General features: G+C 31.1%; 14 protein-coding genes and 1 other annotated feature. All 14 genes read left to right on the forward strand.

The features are described from left to right. The first annotated feature begins 415 nt into the window (after nucleotides 1-415). The 14 genes from GM661_RS00195 to GM661_RS00260 all read left to right on the forward strand — a co-directional run bounded on the left by GM661_RS00195 (nucleotide 416) and on the right by GM661_RS00260 (nucleotide 18530). On the forward strand, nucleotides 416-1927 hold the full coding sequence (locus GM661_RS00195) for an extracellular solute-binding protein (protein WP_230868216.1): 1512 nt from the start codon (nucleotides 416-418) through the stop codon (nucleotides 1925-1927). 24 nt (nucleotides 1928-1951) lie between these two features. Then, the gene (locus GM661_RS00200) at nucleotides 1952-3679 is read left to right on the forward strand and encodes a sensor histidine kinase (protein ID WP_230868217.1); all 1728 of its coding nucleotides are present in this window, start codon (nucleotides 1952-1954) and stop codon (nucleotides 3677-3679) included. 60 nt (nucleotides 3680-3739) lie between these two features. Next, a complete protein-coding gene (locus tag GM661_RS00205; protein ID WP_230868218.1) occupies nucleotides 3740-5332 on the forward strand; it encodes a response regulator transcription factor in 1593 nt (530 codons plus the stop codon). 313 nt (nucleotides 5333-5645) lie between these two features. Continuing rightward, complete coding sequence (locus GM661_RS00210; RefSeq protein WP_230868219.1) at nucleotides 5646-7142, forward strand: sugar ABC transporter ATP-binding protein; 1497 nt, start codon at nucleotides 5646-5648, stop codon at nucleotides 7140-7142. Nucleotides 7143-7158: 16 nt separating this feature from the next. Continuing rightward, the gene (locus GM661_RS00215; RefSeq protein ID WP_125987156.1) at nucleotides 7159-8139 is read left to right on the forward strand and encodes an ABC transporter permease; all 981 of its coding nucleotides are present in this window, start codon (nucleotides 7159-7161) and stop codon (nucleotides 8137-8139) included. Between the two features lie 106 nt (nucleotides 8140-8245). Beyond that, a complete protein-coding gene (locus GM661_RS00220; protein ID WP_353622107.1) occupies nucleotides 8246-9175 on the forward strand; it encodes a sugar ABC transporter substrate-binding protein in 930 nt (309 codons plus the stop codon). Nucleotides 9176-9333: 158 nt separating this feature from the next. Further along, nucleotides 9334-10383, forward strand: coding sequence for an NAD(P)-dependent alcohol dehydrogenase (locus GM661_RS00225; RefSeq protein ID WP_407929628.1), 1050 nt, complete (start codon nucleotides 9334-9336; stop codon nucleotides 10381-10383). Nucleotides 10384-10550: 167 nt separating this feature from the next. Continuing rightward, nucleotides 10551-10777, forward strand: a binding site (T-box leader). 56 nt (nucleotides 10778-10833) lie between these two features. Further along, on the forward strand, nucleotides 10834-12102 hold the full coding sequence (gene serS, locus GM661_RS00230; protein WP_230868221.1) for a serine--tRNA ligase: 1269 nt from the start codon (nucleotides 10834-10836) through the stop codon (nucleotides 12100-12102). 975 nt (nucleotides 12103-13077) lie between these two features. Continuing rightward, the gene (locus tag GM661_RS00235; RefSeq protein ID WP_230867103.1) at nucleotides 13078-14433 is read left to right on the forward strand and encodes an IS91 family transposase; all 1356 of its coding nucleotides are present in this window, start codon (nucleotides 13078-13080) and stop codon (nucleotides 14431-14433) included. Beyond that, the gene (locus tag GM661_RS00240) at nucleotides 14354-14623 is read left to right on the forward strand and encodes a hypothetical protein (RefSeq protein ID WP_230866727.1); all 270 of its coding nucleotides are present in this window, start codon (nucleotides 14354-14356) and stop codon (nucleotides 14621-14623) included. Before GM661_RS00235 ends, GM661_RS00240 begins: the two co-directional genes overlap by 80 nt. Nucleotides 14624-14674: 51 nt before the next feature. Then, nucleotides 14675-15421, forward strand: a complete 747-nt coding sequence (locus GM661_RS00245) for a glycerophosphodiester phosphodiesterase (protein ID WP_230868222.1) — start codon at nucleotides 14675-14677, stop codon at nucleotides 15419-15421. Between the two features lie 149 nt (nucleotides 15422-15570). Next, nucleotides 15571-16305 carry a GntR family transcriptional regulator gene (locus GM661_RS00250; RefSeq protein ID WP_125987162.1) on the forward strand — a complete coding sequence of 245 codons (735 nt, stop codon included), beginning with the start codon at nucleotides 15571-15573 and terminating at the stop codon, nucleotides 16303-16305. Between the two features lie 108 nt (nucleotides 16306-16413). Beyond that, complete coding sequence (locus GM661_RS00255) at nucleotides 16414-17244, forward strand: PfkB family carbohydrate kinase (protein ID WP_230868223.1); 831 nt, start codon at nucleotides 16414-16416, stop codon at nucleotides 17242-17244. An 11-nt stretch (nucleotides 17245-17255) separates the two neighbouring features. After that, a complete protein-coding gene (locus GM661_RS00260; RefSeq protein WP_230868224.1) occupies nucleotides 17256-18530 on the forward strand; it encodes an ABC transporter substrate-binding protein in 1275 nt (424 codons plus the stop codon). Nucleotides 18531-18599 lie beyond the last annotated feature (69 nt).

The following is an 18599-nucleotide window of genomic DNA, read 5'->3' on the forward strand; positions in this document are numbered from 1 at the left end:
TTCAATCCAGTCTCTTTACCATTATTTAGGGCTGATGCTTTTTTTAGAGACCTGTCGAAAGGCGGGTTTTTTGTATTTTAGGGGCAAATCCTAATATTTGATTTAGAGTAATTATTTTTTATTAACACAATATGGTTAAACAAATATGATTTTTAATTAGATTTATTATAAAAGTTTAAATTTATTTTGTTGGATAAATGTAAGTAAATAGTTTATATTATATTAAGATATATTTATCATATATTAAGAAGATGAATTTGGAGAGCAGGATATAAATTTGAGATAAAGAATTAAAGATTTATAGTTGTTTGAGATAAGAATTGAGTTTATTTAAAACTATTTTTAAGATGAAATAAATATTTTGATTTTTCAATCTTAATAATAGATAGTTGTTAATGAAAGGAGACACTTATTAGTGAGGGAACGGAATGTAATTTCTATTATAATTATAATAATGACATTAATATTTGTATCAGCTTGTTCTCATCAGACTTCTCTTGAACAGAAAACTGCTGATTCTGATATAATTACAATAAACAACAAATTATTTAAAGGTACTAATTTTGAAAATTTAGAAATTCCAAGCAATTATAATATGAAAAAATTCAAAGGGATTACACTTAATTTTATTGTTGAAAACAATATTAATGCTAATATTTTATCTCATGAAAGTGAAACCTTTTCCAGATTAACAGGGATAAATATCAAGATAAGAGCTATGGATTATGATACGTTAATTCAAAAAGTTAATTTAGATCTTTTATCTCAAGCAGGTGAATATCAAATAATTTATGTTGATCCTTATCAGACTTTAAACAGGTTTTATACACATCTTGAAATTCTTAATCCTTATATTAATAATTTTGATACACCAAATATAAAGGGTTTTCCTGAAGATTTTTTTAGCACTCAGATTTTAGTAGATTCATATTTTAAGGACAAAGAAAATATTTATACAATTCCTTTTGATAGTACAACAATGATTTTATATTATAGAAAAGATATTTTTAATAAATATAAAGATGATTTTTTTGAAGATAAGGGCTATAATTGGAGGCCTGATAGTGAAGACTTTACCTGGGAGAAATATAGTGAAGTAGCAAGATGGATAGATAATAATATCCCTGATGAAGAAGTAAAATATGGAAGTGGCCAAATGGCCCAAAAACATAACTCCATTTTTTGCGAATTTTCTAATATACTCTCTGCTTATGGTGGAGATTACTTTAGTGACGAAAATATTAATACACTTGGTCTGGATAATTTCAGTGTAATTAATACTTTAGATAGTGATTTTATTCAAGCACTTGATATTTATAAAGAGGTAGTAAAAGCTTCCTCTCCAGAGAGTATTAACTGGAATTGGACCGATACAGCTAATGCTTTTAGAAATGGTGAAATAGCTATGATGGTAAATTGGGATGAAAATAGCACATATATAGAAAATGAGCAATCAAAGGTTAGAGGCAAAGTTGGATATGCTATTTTACCTTCTGGTGATGAAAGAAGTGCAAATATTTATGGTGGTTCGGGTATTGGAATAAATAAATATATTAGTAAAAAGGAAAAGGAGGCTGCCTGGCTTTATATTATATGGGCCACCTCTAAAAATATGCAGCTTAAGATTTTAAAACATCCTGAAGGTGGTAGTATGCCAATAAGAAAATCTGCTTATAAAGGTGATAATGAAATTCGAGAATATCTAAATGAGCCAAATGCAGAAGAGAAAAAAAATATTTCTTATAAACATATTAAAGCAGTGTTAAAGGCCTGGGAAAAAGAGAATATTTATTTGAGGCCTAAACTTAAGAATTTTTACCAGGTCGAGAAGATCCTTGTTAGTAATTTACATGAAATGGTAGAGAAAGATATAGATAGTAAAATAATAAGTGGAAAGATATTTAAGGAATTGAATGAAATAAAGTAATTAGCTTAAAATGGAGGAAATTTTGTGAAACAAATTAAATTTTTCAATTCTTTGCGGGTTAAACTAGGAATTATAACAATTTTTTTGATAGGTGTTCCTATTATAATTATAGCTATTATTTATTCTCATAATGTAAAAGATGTAATAATTCATAAATATACAGAAACTGCTATTGAGTCTGTTTATGAAACGGCTGAAAAAATAAATTTTGTTTTTAAAGATATTCAAAAATTTTCTACTGTAATTATATCAAATGAAGAACTCCTCAAAATGGTAAAGGATTCTAGTGGATTAAATGAAAATGATTATAACTCTAAATTGAGAAGTTTTATTACAACTAGAGCTGATATAGAATCCATTCGACTTATACTTGGAGAAAAAACTTATTTGATTGGTGCAAATAGAAATAATTTTAGTAGAGAGATTACTTACAACCTTTTAGAGTCTTTTGGTGAGCCTGTTTGGATTTCAACGCAAAATGTTGAGGTTGAAATTCTGGCAGGTAAATTCGAAAAATATTATTTTACTTTGGCTCGAAAAATTATTGATTTTAATACACTTAAAAATTATGGTTTTCTTTTGATTGACCTTGATGAAATGATTTTAGAACAGGCATATTCAAATATAAGGGAAGAAAATAATGGAGAAATTTTTATCTGTGATAAAGAAGGAAAAATTATAAGTCATGCTGATAAAAATAGAATAGGGAGTTTTATTAGTGATAAACCTTATGCTGCTCAGGTTGCTGAAAATAATAGTGGTTATGTAGAATATAAAAATAAAACTGATAAGCTTGCAATATATTCCACAATAGAAAATAGTGGTTGGAAAATTATAAAAACTATTTCAACAGATTATCTTTATAAAGAAATTAACCATATTCAAAACTATATCATTTATGTAGGGATATTTTATGGATTTTTAATTATTTTATTTATGATAATTTTTTCTTTTCGTTATACAAAGCCAATGTTTAGAATGATGGGAGTAATAGAGAAAGTTGAAAAAGGAGATTTAACTGTTAGAATGGATGTTAATTGTAATGATGAAATAGGTCAACTGGGTGATAGCCTAAATAATATGATAGACGAAATGCAGAATTTAATTAATAAATTAATTAAAGAAGAAAGAGAAAAAAAGGAGGTCGAACTGGAGGCTCTACATGCTCAGATAAATCCGCACTTTCTTCATAACACTCTAAATACAATTAAATGGATGGCCAAAATAAATGGTAATGAAAGTGTAAGTAAAGCTATTACAGCACTTGTAAAATTGTTAAGAATAAGTACCAATTTGGGTAAAGATATGATTACTTTGGAAGAAGAAATAGAATATGTCAAAAATTATTTGTTTATTCATAGACTTAGGTTTAATGAATCAATAATTGTTAATTTTAATATGGAAGAAGACTGTCTTGATCAAATGGTTCCTAAGTTTATCTTACAGCCTGTAGTAGAAAATTCTATTATTTATGGAATGGAAAATGACCAGGTAGAGTTAAGTATTATCATAAAAATATTTAAAAATAATGATAAGATAATTATTGAAATAATTGATAATGGTCCAGGTATAGACAATGAGACCTTAAAGAAAATTCTTACTACAGAATCTGATAGAAATAAATTTACAAAAGTGGGGCTAAATAATATTGATAGACGGTTAAAACTTTATTTTGGAAAGGAATATGGTGTTAAAATAAAATCTAAATTAGGTCAGGGTACAAAAGTGATCTTAATTTTACCAATCAAATAAACATTGTTATTTATAAAATGGAAAAAGTTAATAAATTTTGGTGATTAGGAGGAAGTATTTATGTACAAGGTTCTAATTATAGATGATGAAGTACTTGTCAGAGTTGGCCTTAAAACTACTATTGATTGGCAAAAGATAGGATTTACTGTTGTTGCTGATGCTTCTGATGGTGAACAGGGATATGCACAGTATAAAAAACACCAACCAGATGTTATTATAACAGATATTAAAATGCCAAAGGAAAATGGATTATCAATGATTGAGAAAATTAGAAAAGAAAATAAAAAAGTTATAATTCTGGTTTTAACTGTTTATGATGATTTTTCTTATGCCAGAAAGGCTTTAAAACTTGGTGCCGATGACTATATTTTAAAATCAGAAGTAGAAGATGAGGAACTAATAGAATTAATGACAGGTATTAAAGAAAAAATTGATAAAAAAAATATAGCTAAGACAAAAAAGACAGAAATTACACGTGATTCTTTAAAAAGATCATTATTTAATGATATGTTAAAGAATAATTTTAATATAAATTCTAAAATAAAAAAGCGATGTAAAGAATTAGATTTTGCAGTTTCCAATACTGTTTTTGGTTTAGTAAGTATTATTATGAATGATCTCTTAGTTCAAGAAAAAAAAGAAAAGGAAAATATTCAGAAAGTAAACAATGCAATTGCAAATATAATTTTTGATCAACTTTCAAGCCAAAATATTAATTTTATTTATAACAATGAATCAAATGATTATACTTTGTTGTTGTCTTCTCCCGAACTTAATAAAAATAAATTAAAAAATATTTTGAATTCAATAAGTAATGCTGCACAGCAATATTTTGGTGTTTTTGTTAAGATTTTTCATACAAATCTTTTTGAAAATGTAGAAGCAATTTCTTCAAGGTATAAGTTTTTAATTGAAAAAACTAATATATTATTTTATAAAGATTTTCATAAAACTTTCATTAAAGAAAGTTCTGAGATAAAATTTAATAGATTAAATATTTTTGATTTAAAAAAGCAATATAATCAAAAGTTTATAAATTTTATTGGGGAGAAAAATTTAGGACAGATAGAGATTTTAAATAAGAAAGTAAAAACTTTTTTTGAAGATAATAATATTGAGCCCATGATTGTAAAAATATTTTATTCTAATTTGATTGCTGATATTTTTGATAATTATGAAGTAGTTTTTAAAGATAATAAAAAGATAAAGCATTTCGAATATTATCATTATAGGGTCATGCAATTTAAAGATTTAGATAGTGTAATAGAACTATTTTATGATTTGATTACTGCGGTTATTGTAGAGATAGATAATTGCAGGTATGATAATTCTAAATTCATTGTTAGTCGTGCTTTAAACTATATTCAAAGTAATTATGATAAACCAATATCATTAGAAAATATAGCTGATGGTCTGCATATGTCTAAAAATTATTTATGTAATATTTTTAAAGAAGAGACTGGTGAAAATACTTCTTTATATATCAATAAAGTTAAAATAGAAAAAGCTAAGAAAATGCTTTTGAAAAAAGATTATAGAATAAAAGAATTATACGAAAAAGTGGGATTTTCAAATCAATATTATTTTAGTAAAGTTTTTAAAAAAATAACAGGGATGACTGTTACAGAATATAAAAAGAAAAACAACTTATGATTTAATATTTTATTATGATGGTTATAATAAATTAATTAAATAAGAAATTAGATCAAAAAACGCTTTAACCTTTGTAGGTGCAGCGTTTTTTGTATTTAAAAAATGCTTAAAACAGTTAATAAATTAAAATAATATAATTAAATATTAAAATATAACAAAAAAACAGAATAAAAATATTTTTCAGAAAATTACAAGTAATATTTTATATAAGTGGAATAATTGAATTCATTTATTTGACAGTAAAATAAAATTATACTTAATACACAGTAACTTAAGATAATATGTATCAAAAATCAAATTGGGGAGGTGTACTATGGGAGATAAAGTAAAACTGAAGATAGAAAATATAGAAAAATCTTTTCCTGGGGTAAAAGCACTGGATGATATCACCTTTTCTGTTCAAGAAGGTTCTGTTCATGTGTTATGTGGTGAAAATGGTGCTGGTAAATCAACATTAATGAAGATAATTAATGGGGTTTATCAGCAGGATAAAGGTAATATATATATTGATGGTGAGCTAGTAGAAATAGATAATCCAATTGAAGCAAAAGAATATGGAATTTCGATGATTTTTCAGGAATTAAATTTTGTTCCAGAAATGACTGTTGAAGAAAATTTTATAGCTGGTAATTGGCCGACAAATAAATTGGGCAAGGTGAATTGGAAAGAAGTAAGGAAAAAGGCAAAAAATTTACTGAAAGAAGAAGGACTTGATTATAATCTTGGAACTAAATTAAAAATGCTTTCTATATCTGATATACAGCTGTTAGAAATTACAAAAGCTATTTCTTATGATGCCGATATAATTATAATGGATGAACCTACTTCTGCAATAAGTGAAAAAGAGACAGAAGTGCTTTTTAATAAAATATCTTCTCTTAGAGAACGGGGAAAAAGTATTATCTATATTTCTCATAAAATGGATGAAATATTTAAAATAGCCGATGAAATTACTGTCTTAAGAGATGGACAGGTAGTAGATACAAAACCAGCTGATGAATTAGATCAGGATCAGGTTGTTTCTCTTATGGTAGGCAGAAAACTTGCTCAAAGTTTTCCAAAAGAAGGTGTTGAAATTGGCAAAAAAATACTTGAAGTAAAAAATTTAAATAGACAAGGAGTTATTAGTGATATTAACTTTGATGTTCATAGAGGAGAAATTATTGGTTTTGCTGGCTTAGTTGGAGCTGGACGTACAGAAGTAATGCAGGCTTTATTTGGGTTGGATCCTTATGATTCAGGTATTATTAAAATAAAAGGCAAGGAAATTAAAGTTACAAATACTTGTGACAGTATAGATAATGGGCTGGTTATGCTTTCTGAAGATAGACGAAGATATGGGATAATTCCTGTCCGCAGTGTTAGAGAAAACATTACTTTATCAAAACTGGAAGAGTTTATTTATGATGGTAGATTACATGCCAAAGAAGAAAAGCAGGTTGTAAAAGATATGTGTTCTAAGATGAATATTAAAACTCCTACTATAGAAACAGATATTAATACTTTAAGTGGGGGTAACCAGCAGAAAGTGGTTTTAGCCAAATGGATGGTTAATGATCCTGATGTTTATCTTCTAGATGAACCTACCAGAGGTATTGATGTGGGGGCAAAATACGAAATTTATAAATTAATGATATCTTTGGCTAAACAGGGAAAAGGAATTGTAATGGTTTCATCAGAATTACCAGAGTTAATTGGTATGTGTGACAGAATATATGTAATGTCAGGAGGGACAATAACCGGTGAACTTAAAAGAGAAGAATTTTCTCAAAAAGCAATAATGAAACTGGCTGTAGGATTAAAATCATAGAAAGAGTGGTGATAGCGTGAAATTAGATTTAGATAGGAATTTTTCTAAATTAAAACAAAAATATGGAATACTTTTAGTCTTGATATTACTTATTACAGTTGCTTCATTTATAAATGGTAATTTCTTAACTATAAGAAATATAACTAATATATCAAGACAAATTTCCATAACAACTATTTTAGCTTTTGGAGAAACAATATTAATTATTTCTGGAATGTTAGATCTTTCTTCGGGTTCGGTGCTTGCTTTATCAGGTTTATTATCTGTTTCTGTATTTAAAATGACAGGCTCATTATTAATAGCGTTTATTATAGCAATTGCTGTAGCTGTTTTTTGTAATATTTTGAGTGGCATTATGGTTACTAAATTTAAAACCCCTCCATTTATAGCTACACTTGCTATGCTGGCTATGGCACGTGGTGCAGCTTTATTATATACAAATGGACAGAATATTTATCAGATAGGAGAGTATACAGTATTTGGACAAGGATCAATCGGAGTTATTCCTACTCCAATTATATTTTTAGTATTAATTGGTCTACTTACTTGGTATATTCTTAAACATACAAGACTTGGAAGGTCTCTTTATTCAATTGGGGGAAATGAGGAAGCTTCTATTGCCTCTGGAATTGATGTAAATAAAAATAAAATGATAGCGTTTATTATTAATGGTGTTTTTGTTGGTATAGCAGGTGTAATTTTTATGTCTCGTGTTAATGCTGGTCTTCCAAATGGAGCTCAGGGATTTGAGTTCGAAGCCTTGACCTCATCTATCATTGGTGGAACAAGTTTTTCTGGTGGTATTGGTACAGCTGGGGGGACTGTTATAGGGGCTTTTATAGTAGGAACTTTAAATAATATAATGAATCTCTCAGGGGTTAATTCATACTTACAACAAATTATTCGCGGTGCAATTATAGCTCTGGCAGTAATATATGATACTTATTCTAAGAATGTAAAGATCAAAAGTAAATTAGCTAAGGTAAAAGAGGAGTAAATCTTATTACTAAAGTGAATTATGTTTTATTGGTTGAAATGGCTAGTGCCGTTTTAATAAAAAAAATGAGGAGGGAATTATATTGAAAAAAGGTTTAATTATGATGATGATTTTAGTTTTTAGTGTATTGGCAGTTGGTGGTATAAGTGTTATGGCACAGGAAAATTATAAAATAGCTTATATAGCTAGAGCCCAGGGGGATTCTTTTGCAGCCTGGTTAGCTAACTCAGTGGAAAAAGAAGCTGAAAAATATAAGAATATTGAGGTTAAAGTATTTGATGGCCAGGCTTCTGATGCCAAACAGAATTCTTTAATTGAAAATTCAATTACTAATCAGTTTGATTTAGTAATTATTCAGCCTAATAATGGAGAAGCTCAGAGACCATATGCTGAAAAAGTAGTTGAAGCAGGAATAGAATTGATAACAACTAACGCCCGCATTGAAGGTATTGAAGGTGCTTCTTCTGTTGATGCTAATCCATATGCTCAAGCAGCAGTTAATGCCCGTAAAGCAGTTGAGCAAATACCTCAAAATGCCAATGTAGTTGTATTAAACGGACCTCCAGGAAACTTCCACGCTTCTGAAAGACGCAAAGCCTGGGAACAAGAATTTTTTAAAAAACGTCCTGATGTAGAAATTGTTGGTGAACAAATTGCTAACTGGAATAAAGGTGAAGCTATGAGATATATGGAAGACTGGGTTATGTCTAATGATAAAATTGATGCTATAATCTCAATGAATGATAATATGGCAGCTGGGGCTTTAGAAGTTGTTAAAAATGATTCACAGTTCGAAGATATTCTGGCATATGGTGTAGATGGTACTGCTGAGGCTTGTTTATTAATTAAGGAAGGAAAAATGACTTCTACTACTATGCAGAGTGCCTACGCTTTGGCTGAAAAACTATTGTGGGCTTCTAATCTTCTTTTAACTAATGAAGTAATTGAGATTCATACAGATATTAGTAATCCATTAGTTACACAGGAAAATGTAGATGAATATCTTGAAATGCACAAAGAGGCAGGTAATCTATAATAATTATTAGAGATTATAGCTTTAAATAGATAGATTTAATTGAAGAGTTATTGTAATACAATATCAAAAGCACACCTGAGTATATAAAATTATATACTTGGTTGTGCTTAATTATAAGTGACAAGAATTTCTAAAAATAGTATAAGAAAGGGAGATTTATAATGGATAAAATGAAAGTAGCTTTAATGCCCGAACCGGGTAAAATGGAAATTATAGAAAGAGATATACCTGAGATAAAAGATAATGAAGTTCTTGTAAAAATAGAACATGTTGGATTATGTGGTTCAGATCTGCATTATTATGAACATGGTAGAATCGGTGATTTTATTGTTAAAGACCCGATAGTACTTGGTCATGAATCTGCAGGTAGAGTTGTTAAGGCAGGAAAAAATACTGAAAAACTGGAAGTAGGAGATTATATTACTTTAGAGCCAGGTATTCCCTGCGGTATATGTGAATTCTGTAAAACAGGAAGATATAATCTTTGTCCAGATGTAGAATTTTTAGCAACTCCACCGTATGATGGAGCCTTTGCAGAATATTTAGCTTATCCAGAAAATATGTGTTTTAAACTTCCTGAAGGAATGGATACTGTTGAAGGTGCTCTTATTGAGCCTTTATCAGTTGGTTTTCATGCTGCCAATCAAGCTGATGCTAAAATTGGAGATACAGCAGTGGTATTAGGGGCAGGGTGTATAGGATTAGCTACATTAATGGCTCTTATGGCGAGAGGTATCAAAGAAGTTTATATGGCTGATTTGATAGATTTAAGATTAAATAAAGCTAGAGAAATTGGTGCTACTGAAGTATTTAATGCAAAGAAAGTTAATGCTGTAGAAGAGGTCATGAAGATGACAGATGGACAGGGTGTTGATCTAGTTATAGATACTGCAGGAAGTAAAATCACAGCACAGCAGACTGTTGAACTCGTTAAACGCGGTGGTAAAATTGTGCTTGTAGGAATGGCCGCAGACCCAGTATTCAAATTTGATTTTGGAAAATTACAGGCTAAAGAAGTACTTATCAATACTGTGTTTAGATATAGAAATATTTATCCTTCTGCTATTAAAGCTGTTGGGAGTGATTTAATAGATATAAAACAGATAGTTACTGACACTTTTGGATTCTTAGAAATTAAGGAAGCTTTTGATTATAATATAGAAAACAAAGATAAGACTGTTAAAATTGTTATTGATATGAATGAATAACCATAGAAAAAATAATAATTTGAAAATAATATTTAGGATCCACGATTTTTTAATTAACTTAAGTTTTTCATTGTAGAATTTGATTAATTTATTTTATCTTCTGGAAAGGGATTGAATTTAATAATTAAATATATTATAATAGTAAACAATATAAAAATCGAAATATAATTAAATCATTGAACAGGAATATTAGGTATGTTTTGCTGAAAAAAGAGAGCTAATGGTAGGTGAAAATTAGCCAGCAGACTGCTGAATCCACCTGGGAGTGATATAGTGAAAGTAGAGTAGTTATATCCGGGTCTGTCCGTTACAACAGCTGAGTGGTTTTATAGTATATTGTAAGCGATAGGATCATAAGGGTGGCACCGCGGGAAGTTAACTCCTCGTCCCTTCAGGGATGGGGAGTTTTTTAATTTTAGTTATATTAAAAAACTAGAAGGGGGATGTAATATGTTAGATTTAAGGTTTGTTCGTGAGAATACAGAGGTAGTGGCAGAAGCACTGAAAAAGAGGGGAAAGGATATTTCCTTAGATGAATTTATTAAACTGGATGAGGAGAGGAGGGAGATTCTTTATGAGGCAGAACAGTTAAAACATAAGCGGAATACTGTTTCTGCTCAGATAGGGGAGTTAAAGAGGGCAGGGGAAGAGGCCAGTGAGATAATCTCTGAAATGAAGGAAGTTTCTAATAAGATAAAAGACTATGATGAGAGATTAAATGAGATAGAAGATAGTTTATCCAGTATACTCCTTGGGATACCAAATATACCTCATGAAAGTGTACCTTTTGGAAAGGATGAGGATGATAATGTAGAGGTAAGGAAATGGGGGGAACCAAGGGACTTTGATTTTGAATATAAAGCCCACTGGGACCTGGGAGAGGAACTGGATATTCTTGATTTTGAACGGGGGTCAAAGGTAACAGGAACGCGGTTTACTTTCCTTAAAGGGGCAGGTGCCAGGCTGGAGAGGAGCCTGATTAATTTCATGCTGGATTTTCATGTTAAGGAACACGGCTATACAGAGGTATTTCCTCCCTTTATTGCCAATGCTGATAGTGCTACAGGTACCGGCCAACTCCCCAAGTTCGCCGAAGATATGTTTAAACTTGAGGAGCTGGATTATTACCTGATTCCTACTGCTGAAGTGCCTGTTACCAATATGTATCGTCAAGAAATTCTTAGTGCTGATGAATTACCCATAAATCATGTGGCCTATAGTGCCTGTTTCCGGGCAGAGGCCGGAGCACACGGCAGGGATACCAGGGGGATCATCAGACAGCATCAATTTAATAAGGTAGAGATGGTAAAGTTTGTAGAGCCTGTGGAATCATATAATGAACTGGAGAAAATAACACAAAATGCGGAAGAGATACTCCAGGAACTGGGGCTGCCTTACCGGGTAGTAATCCTTTGTACTGGTGACCTTACTTTTTCTTCAGCCAAGACCTATGATATAGAGGTCTGGATGCCAGCTTATAATACCTATCGAGAGATATCTTCCTGCAGTAATTTTGAGGATTTTCAGGCCAGACGGGCAAGTATAAAGTATAGGCCTGCACCAAAGGCTAAGGCTGAGTTTGTTCATACGCTTAACGGTTCTGGTCTGGCAGTCGGTAGAACAGTAGCAGCCATTCTGGAGAATTATCAAAATGAAGATGGGACTGTTACTGTTCCAGAGGTATTAAGACCATACATGGGTATTGACATTATTAAATAGTATTAAAATGATTACATTTCTGCAGCTGTAGCTGGGCTAGTAGGGTGTAATCTTTTTTTGAGGCTAATATAGTATGATTAGATGATTAGGGAAACTATGTGATTTTGAAATTGTGGATAAGCAAGTTATATATGAATAATTTTAATTCTGTAGCGACTCTAACTTTTTGTGGAGGCAGGACGCCGGAACAAAAAGTTGTGACAGAGAACGGAGGCAGGGATGCCGGAGTGAACGACAAGCGGAAGAATTAAAATTATTCTCGATCAATTTAGGATGATGTAGTCACTTTGTTCAAGTTTAGGAAACTATGCAATTTTTAAATTGTGGATAACTTTAAAGGCCGACAAATATATTTGTTTCCCTTGTCGTGCGCTACAGCGTCCTGCTTACGCTTACTGTCGAGAAATTGTCTTCCGGTGTCCTACCTCCAGCCAATTTCTAGAGTCGTCCAACAAATATATTTGTCTGGTTAATAGTTTGCTGATTAACTATGGGTAATAAATAGTTTGAGTTAAGAAAGTTGATGTTTTGATTAAGTTTGGGTGGCGAAGCCATTTTGTTCAAGTTTAGGAAACTATGCAATTTTGAAATTGTGGATAACTTTAAAGACCGACCAGTATATTTACTTACCTTGTCGTGCACCGCAGGCACTCCGCGGTCTAAGCAGAGCGTACAAGAAAATTAAGGTTGCACTATGGCGTCCTGCCTTCGTTTACTGTCGAGAAATTGTCTTCCGGCTCACTGACTCTTCTTTTTATAACGCATGGTCGAGTCAGTATCAGGCCATCGAGGCCAAGTTCCATGCCTCCAGACAATTTCTAGAGTCGTCCAGTAAATATATTGGGCTGGTTTATTATGATGAGTAGTTAACTTTGAGTGAAAAGTGGTTCTAAGAAAAAATTAATAATTAGTGATTAAGTCTGGGTGGCGGAGCCATTTTGTTCAGGTATAGGAAATTATGTGTTAAGCAGGTTTGTGGATAACTTAATAGAATTAATAAGTATTATGAAAAGAAAAGAGATACAAAAACAACATACGATTAAAAAAATATTTACTCATAATAATAACTGGAAAATCTTTAAAGATAACAGATTATCAGAAGTGGTTCCAGCTGATATGATAGATGATGTAATTGAACAGGTTGAAAGGGCATTGGGTTGTGGAAATCCTGAAAATGGATATACTTTATATAAATGTCTTGAATGTGGTCATGAGCATATAATTGGATTTAGCTGTAAAAGTCGTTTTTGTGTACGATGTGGCAAGAAATATATAGATAATTGGGTTGAGAAACAAGTAGAGAATATACTTGATACAAGTCATAGACATTTAGTATTTACATTACCAGAACAATTAAGAGGGTATGTATATTGGCATAGAGATTTATTGAAAGATATGTGCGATGCAGTAAATGAATTAATTCAAGATTACTATGATAAACAATCAAAGGAAAAAGAATATCAAGTTGGAGTAATAACAGTAGTTCATACTTTTGGGAGGGATGTAGGGTTTAATCCTCATATCCATGCTCTATTAACAGAAGGAGCATTAGATAAATATAAGCAGTGGAAGCATATTGGATATATTTCATATCCATATTTAAGAAAGTCATGGCAGAAAGTATTACTTAATATATTTCGAAAGTATTTCAAAGAGGACTTAAAGGTTCAGAATTTAGTAAGAGAACTGTATCAAAAATATCCTAATGGATTTTATGTAAATGCTGAATCTAGACTAATTAATGCTAGAGGTGCAACTAGATATATTGGTAGATATCTAGCACGTCCAGCTATGGCTGAATATAGAATACTAGAGTATGATGGTAAGAAGGTAAGGTTTTGGTATGAAGACCATAATACGAAAAAAAGAAAAGAATTACTGCTTGATGTATTAGACTTTATAGGTAGATTGATAATGCATGTACCTAAAAAGTATTTTAAGATGGTAAGAAGATATGGGTTATATAGTAGAGGTTTTAATAAAAAAGTAAAAAAGATAGTATCACTATGGAAATACATGAAGAAAAGACAGTTAAAACTAATAGTGGTAGAAAAGAAAAAAAGAGTAATGAGATGGCGAGAAAATATTATAAAAAGTTTTGATAGAGACCCATTAATATGTAGGAAATGTGGTTCGGAGATGGTATTATATGAGATATGGAGTCCTAAACATGATTTTATTTATCATTTTGAACATACAGATGAAAATGGACGACATATAAAAAGATATCCATGGGAGGAGGATCCTAGAATTGAAAGACGAAAAAGAGCGAGACAACTGGGAACTACCATTCCATTCCCCGGACCACCAAGAAGAATGGTATGTTTATAGATGTCCAAAGTGTGGGATGGATGATCATGTACCTGATTTTGTAGTAGATGAGTTTGCAATGGTTCAAAAATTGAAAGAAGGGGAAATGCCTGGAGTGGCATGTCCTGAATGTCTTACAAAGATGGTTTTTGAATCATCTTATATTAAATACCCCTACCGTAAAACAGAAGGGGATTCTGAGTTGCAGTAGGGTGGCGGAGCCATTTTGTTCATTCAAAATTAAATTAAGGTGGGGGATTTTATGGAGAAAACAAAGGTAATTGCCCATCGTGGTGCAGCTGCTTATGCACCTGAAAATACACTTCCTTCTTTTGAAAAAGCGGTGGATATGGGTGTTGATGGTCTGGAGCTGGATGTTCATCTCAGTAAGGATAGGGAAGTTGTTGTTATTCATGATGAAAGGATAGATCAGACCAGTAATGGTACAGGCTTTGTTAAAGATTTAACTCTGGCAGAACTAAAGAATTTCGATTTTGGCAGCTGGTTTAACATGAATTTTTGTCAAACTAAAATACCTACTTTAGAGGAGGTTATTGAACTCCTGGATAGAAAAAAGTGGACAGGTTTATTAAATATCGAAATAAAAAGTGGTATTGTTATTTACCCTGGTATTGAAGAGAAACTCATTGATATAGTAAGAGAAAATAACCTAGGGGATAGGGTAATATTTTCTTCTTTTAATCATCAGTGTTTAAAGGTAATAAAAGAAATTGAAGAAAAAGCAGAGATTGGTTTACTTTATGTTTCTAATATTATTGATCCCTGGTTATATGCTGAATATCTGGGGGCTGCTGCTTTACATCCTGAATTTCATATTGTTTATAATAACCCACATTTGGTAGAAAAATGTAGAGAGAAATCTATTGCTATAAATACCTACACAGTAGATAAGGAAAAACATTTGACGGGGCTATTTAAATATAAAATTGATGGTATTATTACTAATAAACCGGATTTAGCCTTGAAAGTTCGTAGGAAATATCAATAAAATTGCAATATATAAAAGAGTATAAGACAAGGACCATTTTTTGGAATTGTTTATTTTAAATAATTTCTTGACAATAATAAGTGATTTTGATAAAATTATATTAAATTAGGTGGGATACCCCACTGCTACATCAAAATGGAGCTGTATTTATGAAAATTAGTATAAATAAAAATAGTCATATTCCTATATATTTTCAAATACAAAAGCAGATTAGAAAAGCAATTGAAAAAGTTAAGATAAAGCCTGGAGAGCAGTTGCCAACAGAAAGAGAATTAAGTTCAAATCTAGGAGTTAGCAGGGTTACTATTAGAAAAGCAATGAGAGGTTTAATAATGGAAGGCCTCTGTGAAAAAAAATCTGGTAAGGGGATTTTCGTTGCTGATAAAAAGCTGATCATGAATATTCAAAATCTTGAAGGTACTACACAATTTATCAAGCGGTTTGGCTTTGATATTAAAACATCAGTTATTGACAAGAAAATCATTAAGTCTGAAGAAAATCTATCAAGTAAATTAGAGTTAGTTGAAGGTAGTGATGTTTTATTTTTAAAAAGAGTTAGGTATGTTAAAGGGGAACCTGTGATGTTGGAAGAAACTTATCTTCCTTTATATTTATTTGAAAATATAGAGATTGAGGATTTAAATAGATCTCTTTATAATGTTTTAAATCATAAGTATAATATAAAACCTGCTCGTTCAAAGGGTGTGTATAACATACGTATTTCAGGTGAAAAAGAATCGGAAATATTAAATTTGAAATTAAATACCCCTCTTCTTGTCAAAAAAGCAACTTCTTATACAAGTGAAGAAATTCCTTTTGAATATAATATTGCTAAGTATCGCACAGATAAATTTGAATTTATAATTGATTTGAAATCAAATTAATGACTATAAGGTTGTAATTAGGGTTATTTTCAGGAGGAGATTTTTTGATTTTTTAAAGGGATAGCCCACAATCCCAATAAATTAAATTTAATTTTGGAGGTAATGGTTATGAAAGTCATAGGACTTGGTGATAGTGTAGTAGATAAGTATTTAGATTTAAACGAGATGTTCCCTGGTGGAAATGCTTTAAATTTTAGTGTATATGCTAAAAAGCTGGGTTTTGATTCAGCATACATGGGTATATTAGGTGATGATGAGCCTGGTGCACATATTATAAAGACTTTAAAAAAATATAAGATTGATATTTCCCATTGTCGGGTATATAAAGGAGAAACTGGTTATGCAGAAGTTAATTTAGATGATGGAGAGAGGGTCTTTGTTGGTGGTAATAAGGGTGGAGTATTATATGAGAATAGTTTTAAAATATTTCAAAAAGATTTGGAATATTTAGGTGATTTTGATTTAATTCATACAAGCTGTTTCAGCAATATTGAAGAGAGCTTAGAGAAATTAAAAAAATTAAATGTGCCTATTTCTTTTGATTTTTCAAGCAACATAAGTGAGCATTATTTAAAAGAAATATGTCCTAAAATTGATTTTGGAATAATATCTTGCAGTAATATATCTGTAAATGAGACTAAAAATAAACTGAAAACTGTAGTTGAATTGGGGTGTGATTTTGCCCTGGCAACAAGGGGAGAACAAGGTGCATATCTGTATTACCAAAATGAGTATTTTTACCAAAGTGCTCACAAAGTTGTTCCTTTAGATACACTTGGTGCAGGGGATTCTTTTCTTACATCTTTTCTGATGGATTATATGTCGAAATCTAATTTTTCAGTGGAGGTGATAAAAAAATCGCTTGCTAGGGCAGCTAAATTTGCTGCAGAGACTTGTTTGGTAAATGGGGCTTTTGGTGAAGGCAAAAAAATTAACTAGGAGGATTTAAATTGAGAAGAAGAGTAGGGTTATTTTTAATTGTATTAGCTTTTATTGTAATTTTAACTAGTGGAGTTGTTGCCCAGGATATAGTACATTTAAATTTCATGCATAGATGGACACGGAGTCCGGATAACGAATTTTTAGCAGAAATAGCAAAGAATTTTGAGAAGGAGAATCCCAATATAGATGTTAAAGTAACTGCTATATCAAATAATCCATATAAGGAAAAGATTAAAATTGTTTTAGGCACTGATAATGCACCTGATGTTTTCTTTACTTGGCCTGGTGAATTCACAAATCGTTTTATTCGGGAAGACAAGGTGCTTGATTTAACAAAATATATGGAAGATGGTTGGCAAGGTGATTTTGTCCCATCTATCCTTGAACCGTTTAAATATAATGGTCGAATTTATGGCGCACCTTACCGTATGGATGGAAAGGTATTTGTTTATAACAAAGAGATATTTAAAGAAGTTGGGGTTAAAGAGCCTGAAAACTTTAGTGAATTAATTGAAATCTGTAAAAAAATAAAAGAGGCTGGTATTACTCCGATTGCTTTTGGTAATTTACACTCCTGGCCAATTTCTCATTACATTGGGCAGCTAAATGCTTACCATGTTCCATATGATGTTTATCAAAAAGACCTGGATCCTACTACAGGGACATTTGAAGACCCGGGATATGTTGAAGCACTAAACGATTATCAAGAATTGGTACCATATTTCAATTCTAGTCCAAATGCTATTACCCATAACCAAGCTAGGGCTAATTTCCTAAATGGTGGGGCAGCTATGATGTATATAGAAATAATTGAAGTGCCTGAAATAATGAGAGCAAGAGAGGACATAGTATTTCAAGAAAAATATAATATATTTAAGATGCCTTTCCCGGAGGATGGAAAAGGAGGTCCTGATTATCTAGTGGGATACCCCGAGGGTTTTGTGGTTTCTTCAAATACAAAACATCCAGTTGAGGCTATAAAGTTCCTCAAATATTTAACCAGCAAAAAAGTAGGGAAATTAGAAGCTAAAGAAACTGGTTTTATTAATGGGATTAAAAATGTTGTAGAAAAAGGAGAAGTAAATGATGCTATATATAATTCTTCAAAATTAGTGCTTAATACTGAAAGATTAGTTAACTGGTTTGATTCGGCGCTTCACTCCGAAATATGGGCTGTTGCTAGAGAAGAACTACAGAAGTTAACTGATGGAGTTACAACACCTGAAAAAACTATGAAGAAAATCAGAGATAAAACAAAAGAAGTAAGGCAAGAGTTGAACTAGTATATGTTTTGTAATTACTGTGAAATAGTATTAATACTATTTCACAGTAATTTATAGAGGGGAGTGAGT

The sequence above is a fragment of the Iocasia fonsfrigidae genome (assembly GCF_017751145.1).
Classification (GTDB): domain Bacteria; phylum Bacillota; class Halanaerobiia; order Halanaerobiales; family DTU029; genus Iocasia; species Iocasia fonsfrigidae.

Coding starts and splice junctions, on each gene's coding strand:
- GM661_RS00250 (WP_125987162.1), top strand. CDS start 15,571: ATGAAAATTAGTATAAATAAAAATAGTCATATTCCTATATATTTTCAA.
- serS (WP_230868221.1), top strand. CDS start 10,834: ATGTTAGATTTAAGGTTTGTTCGTGAGAATACAGAGGTAGTGGCAGAA.
- GM661_RS00205 (WP_230868218.1), top strand. CDS start 3,740: ATGTACAAGGTTCTAATTATAGATGATGAAGTACTTGTCAGAGTTGGC.
- GM661_RS00245 (WP_230868222.1), top strand. CDS start 14,675: ATGGAGAAAACAAAGGTAATTGCCCATCGTGGTGCAGCTGCTTATGCA.
- GM661_RS00220 (WP_353622107.1), top strand. CDS start 8,246: ATGATTTTAGTTTTTAGTGTATTGGCAGTTGGTGGTATAAGTGTTATG.
- GM661_RS00210 (WP_230868219.1), top strand. CDS start 5,646: ATGGGAGATAAAGTAAAACTGAAGATAGAAAATATAGAAAAATCTTTT.
- GM661_RS00255 (WP_230868223.1), top strand. CDS start 16,414: ATGAAAGTCATAGGACTTGGTGATAGTGTAGTAGATAAGTATTTAGAT.